Here is a 5691-nt window from a genome sequence, read left to right as displayed (position 1 = left end):
GGCACTAATCTCGCCTGTATAAGCTGGAGATTCTGGTTGAACTAGGGATTCGCCTTCGTGGCCTGCTTCTTGCGTGCCTTTGGCTGTAAGCTCGCCGGTGTAGGCTGGCAACTCTGGTTGAACCAAAGATTCGCCTTCGTGGCCTGCTTCTTGAGTTCCCTTAGCAGTCATCATTTGCTCCGGTTGGTCTTGGAAGTCAGATGCTTTAAAGTAACCGACATATTCGTATCCTTCGATTTGAATGACACCTTTTGCCAAGTCCTCTTGACTACTTGCTGCAATCGTTTGATTGTAGGACACTAAGATTTTATTCTCAAAGGCTTGAGCTGACTGAGGGATAAAGTAACTACCACCTAGAGCTCCAATAAAGAGAAGGCCAAGCATTTTATTACGGTGTTTTTTAGACATCACCACAACAACCATAGACGCTGTTGCAAATCCAAGAGTTGCCAGTGCTAACTCCTTGCTTCCAGTGTTCGGTAATTGTTGAGAATTCACTTCCTTCTTTCTGTAAACAAGATAGACAACATCATCTTGTTTTAAATCCGAAGGGAGTTCGTGATGGATCAAAGCTTTTTCTGCTTCTGTCAATTCTTGTTCAGCCAAATAACGGTAATGAACTTGGTTGGGTGTTGCCACTTCGTTAGCTGAAACAGTTTCAACTAAAAAGTTATTTGCCCCCAAAAGAAATGTCCCGATAACCGCAGAACCGACACCAACCGAGAACTTCCGAATAGAGTATTTAATGACTCTCTCAAACTGCATTTTTCTAGTATTCATTTTATATCTTCCTAAGATGATCTATTGGATATTGAGCACGCGCCCCTCCAATGAGTTTTGGTCGACTAGCAAGTGCCGTTACATGAGCCTGACCAATCTCTCTTAAGACTGGTCGAATGGGTACCTGAACATGTTTGATATGCATACCGATAGCTGTATCACCAATGTCTAGACCAGCATCTGCCCTGATAAATTCGACCTCCACGGGATCCTTCATATAGCGGAAGGCGGCCAATTGACCAGAACCTCCTGCATGTAAGGTCGGGAGTACACTCACAATCTCCAACTGATGTTTTATAGCTACTTCTCGTTCAACAACTAAAGCCCGATTGACATGTTCACAACCTTGAACAGCCAGGTGAATTCCCTTAGCCGTCAACAGTTCCAACATAGTCTTGACAATAAGTTCACCGATTTCCTGACTCGAATCTTTTCCGATGTGTCCTCCCAGCACTTCACTCGAAGACAAACCCAAGACAAATAGTGCTCCCTCCTGTAAAGAAGCCTTGTCTAATACATCTTCAAGTATCTGCTGTGTTTCTGTTTGAATCCGTCTTTGGTCCATATTTCACCTCGCTTTTTTTTCATTCTATCATATCGTTTTTCATCAATTTTAGCAAGATTAGAAGGCATAGGAATACCATTTGCTAGGATTCAAAAACTATATGAGGGCTCTTTTTAAAAACTGATTCAAATTCATCTAGTTTCAAATATAAGATAAAATTATACTTTGAAAACAAAAAAAATATAATAGTTTAGTAAAATCGTTGATGTAACAACATTTACACCTAAAAGATTTGTCAGTCAATTCGATTATAAACGACCGAAAAGCAACTTCTACCATTCTACCCCATTTCTTTTATTAAAGCTACTACTTTGCTTATTTTTTAGGCACTTTTTCTTCCTTGTAGCTTTAGATGATGATTCAGAAAATTTTCATGAAATGATGCTAAAACTTTAATTTTATCCTCAAATTATAATATGACAGTTTTTTGGATACAAACTGAATCCAAAATTTTAAAAACTAGATTTTACAAAAACAGAGAAGGGTAGCTTCTCTGTTTTTTATAGATTAAACTTTTTGGAGTCCTTGAACAGCATCATGATTGATGAGTAGTTGCCCATATTCTTGTAGGACAGAACGACTGATATCACTATCATCCGCAAATTCGCGCATACGTGCCAACAACCAAGCTGGATAAAGGCTAGGTTGATCTTCTACATCAACTAAGACTGTCAGATAGTACTGGTCATTCATCTTATAGAGTTCTGAAGTTTCCATTTGGTAGTCAACCGTTTTGGCAAAAGAAACCAAACTAGATAAATCGTCAAAACGTAAGATGTAGTAGATATAAGGCTCTCTTTTTCCTTCTTCTACTTCGAGGGCTTCATCAAGCGCTGCTTCTTCTTCCTTTTCAACCTGCTCTAAAGATTGAATGGCTTCAATATCATCTTTAGTTTTTTCTGCCATGGTTTTCTCCAAGGTTTTTAAAAACTCATCTGGAGACATTTTAGCCAACTCATCCATATCAGGAAGATCTGCCAAATCGTCAAAGTCCAAATTCTGGTCGATCTTAGATTTGGTCACAAAAACATCAACCTTGTCTGGCTTAGGTGTTACTCGGAAGCTAAGCATGCCTGTATCCAAGAAACTATCTGGCATCTCTAGCTCATCCAAGATTGCGTAGAAAAATTCTTCTGTTTTCTCTTGTGGAACGAGAAAGTCTGCGATTTCCATTCCACGATCCATCAAATCTTCTAAAGACATGGTGATTTTTAAAGTCGTATCACTGATTTGTTTCATTTTCATAGTTCGTAACCTCATACTTTCAGTTCTATCTATTATACAAGATTTCAAAAATTTTATCAAAAAAAATGGCGTTGGAATATGATATAATACTAGTATCTATTTTAGAATATAAGAAAGAAAGTTTTCATGAAAAATATAAAAGTTAACGCTTTGGCCAGCTTGCTGGTCAATATCTTGAATATCGTTTTTCCTTTGATTACTAATCCCTATCTAACACGGATTCTTAGCAAATCGAATTACGGTTACTTCAACACTGCCAACACCTGGGCAAGCTTTGTCATTCCACTCGCTGCCTTTGGGATTTACAATTATGGGATTCGAGCTATCAGTAAGGTTAAGGATGATAAGAATAAGATCAATTATGTCTTTTCTAAGTTATTCTATATTTCCCTGATTACTTCAATTCTGACAACAGCTATCTATTTCCTCTTTATTCACTTTGATACCAGTATTGTCAATCTAAAAATCCTTTACTATATCCTTGGTATCCAAGCCCTCTTCCAATTTCTGAATATCGAGTGGATGAACGAAGCCTATGAGAACTATTCTTTTATCCTTTATAAAACACTCGTGATTCGTATTGGAATGTTGGTCGCTATCTTCGCTTTCGTTAAGACACCTGATGATATTGTTCCTTATGCCACAATCATGAGTGCGACAACCATTATCAACTATCTACTTAGCTTCCTATGGATTAAACGAGAGGTCTCCTTTGTCAAAATTGAGTTCATCGAACTTCTCAAGTCATCTAAACCTCTCTTAACCATGCTTCTTCTAGCAAATGCTAATATGCTCTATACCTTGCTAGACCGTATGTTCATCACTAAAGGACCTGATGAGAATTTTATCTCCTACTACACCATTGCCTCCAGTATCGTTATGCTGATTGCTAGTGTCCTCAGTGGAGCTATCAACGTCAGCATCCCACGACTTGGTTATTATCTAGGAAAAAAAGATTTTACTTCTTATAAAAATTTGGTCAATCAGGGCGCATCCCTCTTTTACTTCCTCATGGTCCCTACCAGTATTGGTATTATGGTTTTAGGAACCTATGCTACAGTTATCTACTCTTCTGAGAAATATCTAGAAGCAGGAATCGTAACGAGTATCTTTGCCTTTCGTACCATTATCTGGGCTATCGAATTAATCCTTGGAAAACAGATTATCTTTATTAATGACCATGAAAATCGTTTGACTGCCTTTTACTTTATCGGTGGCGGTGTCAATGTAGTCCTAAATTCACTACTCCTTTTCAATAATATCTTTAGTCCTGAATACTACATTGGGACAACCATTATAGCTGAATCAATCGTAGTTCTGCTAGAAATTCGCTTTATTCAGAAGCACAAACTATTGGATTTGAAAGAGATTTTTACAACTCTGGCTCGCTACACAATCGTATCACTTGGTTTCATCCCAATTTATTATGTTTTTAAAACCCTCTTCCAAGTTCATAGCTATGAAGTTACGATGAAGATGATTAGCATGGTTCTTTCTACAATCGCAGCTTGTGGCATCTATTACGCCATTACCCTCTTTATTATCAAAGATAAAACACTTCATTATGCGCTTGACTTAGTTCGTTCTAAGATTAAAAGAGGATAGAGGTCCCTCTCAAAAATGTTCAAATTAAACAAAAAGAAGACTCACAAGGTCTTCTTTTTCTATGCATCCAACGGCATTACGGACAATAAATACTCACTCAATGAACATGTTAGAGCTAACGAGGTCAAGACAACACTGATCTAGCTTAAAAAAATTAGAAAGAGCATCACTTACAAATCTACTGTTAATACCTTCCCAGCTCTCACAACTTGCTCACCTGCAATATAGACGTCATCAACATCACTGGATTTAACAGCATATACTAGGTGAGACAGCATGTTTTCTTGAGGTTGGAGATGGATTTTTCCTTGGGGTTGAATAACTAGAAAATCAGCTTGCTTGCCGACTTCCAGGCTACCAATCTCATCTTCCATTCCTAACACCTTAGCTCCTTCAATCGTAAGAGTCTTGAGGGCCGTTTCAATAGGAAATTGACTCGCATCACCGCTCTTCATTTTCTGTAAAAGGGCTGCCGTACGACCTTCCTCAAACATATCGAGATTATTGTTAGAAGCAACTGAGTCCGTCGCGATACCAACTGGAACACCTGCCTTTTGAAGTTGGATAATTGGTGCAATCCCTGAAGCTAGTTTGAGGTTGCTGATAGGATTGTGGGCGATAGCAACTTGCGAATCTGCCAAGCGAGCAATTTCTGCTTCATTTAACTCCACACCGTGGGCAAATACAGCCTGATGATCTAAATAGCCAAGTTCATCTAGAAAGGCTAGTGGACGTTTACCATAACGTTTCAGGATAATCCCTGACTCTTCCTGTGTTTCTGCCACATGGATATGAAGCGGAATATCTTCTTTTTTTGCTAGATTCAAGCTTGCTTCCAGCAATTCTCGACTACAACTATAGGGCGAATGAGGGGCCACCATAACCTTGAAATTGGGATCCTGATAGCTTTTGATTGTCCCGATGACAGCACGCGTTCTGGCTATAGTCTCATCTGTGGTCTCCATGTCTGAAGAAAAGAGAGTTGGAGAAAAATAGCAACGCATCTTGGATGCCTTGACTGCATCATAAATCTTCTCTATCTCTATTCCGTTAGGATTGTACATATCATTGAATGTTGTCGTTCCTGACTGGAGCATCTCTGTCAACGCCTCTTTGACGGCCTTTGTAGTCATCTCTGGTGTGAACTCTGCCTCAGCTGGCCAGATATAGTCCTCCAGCCATTCGTGGAGATTACTATCGTCACGAATGCCTCTCAAGCCTGTCATGGCAGAGTGGGTATGACAGTTAACCAAACCAGGCATAATCCAAGCACCCTGATAGTCTATGATTTGATCTGCTTGCTTGAGAATTTCTTGATTTTCCTGACCGACATAGACGATTTGAGAATTTTCAAGAGCTAAGATACCATCCAGGTAGACATGGAAATCTTGGTCACAAGTCACGATATTTACATGCTGAAAGACTTTCATCAATAGGCTCCTTTTCTAAATTATACTCTTCGAAAATCAAATTCAAACCACGTCAGCGTCGCCTTA

Annotated in this window: 5 protein-coding genes; 1 reads left to right on the top strand and 4 read right to left on the bottom strand. The window is 39.1% G+C overall.

The window, feature by feature from the left end; translation table 11 throughout:
- The 3 genes from ADH31_RS00455 to mecA form a co-directional block, all read right to left on the bottom strand.
- A partial coding sequence (locus ADH31_RS00455; RefSeq protein ID WP_049508216.1) for a YSIRK-type signal peptide-containing protein occupies nt 1–780 on the bottom strand: 780 nt, incomplete at its 3' end.
- Between the two features lies 1 nt (nt 781).
- Complete coding sequence (locus ADH31_RS00450) at nt 782–1345, bottom strand: TIGR01440 family protein (protein ID WP_000372788.1); 564 nt, start codon at nt 1343–1345, stop codon at nt 782–784.
- 507 nt (nt 1346–1852) lie between these two features.
- Nucleotides 1853–2590 carry an adaptor protein MecA gene (gene mecA / locus ADH31_RS00445; protein WP_000782671.1) on the bottom strand — a complete coding sequence of 246 codons (738 nt, stop codon included), beginning with the start codon at nt 2588–2590 and terminating at the stop codon, nt 1853–1855.
- A 126-nt stretch (nt 2591–2716) separates the two neighbouring features.
- Here mecA and ADH31_RS00440 point away from each other — a divergent pair, with 126 nt between their 5' ends.
- The gene (locus ADH31_RS00440) at nt 2717–4195 is read left to right on the top strand and encodes an oligosaccharide flippase family protein (protein WP_000789695.1); all 1479 of its coding nucleotides are present in this window, start codon (nt 2717–2719) and stop codon (nt 4193–4195) included.
- A gap of 170 nt (nt 4196–4365) precedes the next feature.
- Here ADH31_RS00440 and ADH31_RS00435 read toward each other — a convergent pair whose 3' ends face one another.
- Complete coding sequence (locus ADH31_RS00435) at nt 4366–5625, bottom strand: TRZ/ATZ family protein (protein WP_049508213.1); 1260 nt, start codon at nt 5623–5625, stop codon at nt 4366–4368.
- Nucleotides 5626–5691: the final 66 nt, after the last annotated feature.

The sequence above is a fragment of the Streptococcus pseudopneumoniae genome (assembly GCF_001072375.1).
Taxonomy (GTDB): domain Bacteria; phylum Bacillota; class Bacilli; order Lactobacillales; family Streptococcaceae; genus Streptococcus; species Streptococcus pseudopneumoniae_L.
The sequence above is the reverse complement of the archived record's forward strand: the minus strand, read 5'-3'. Positions and strand labels throughout refer to the sequence as shown.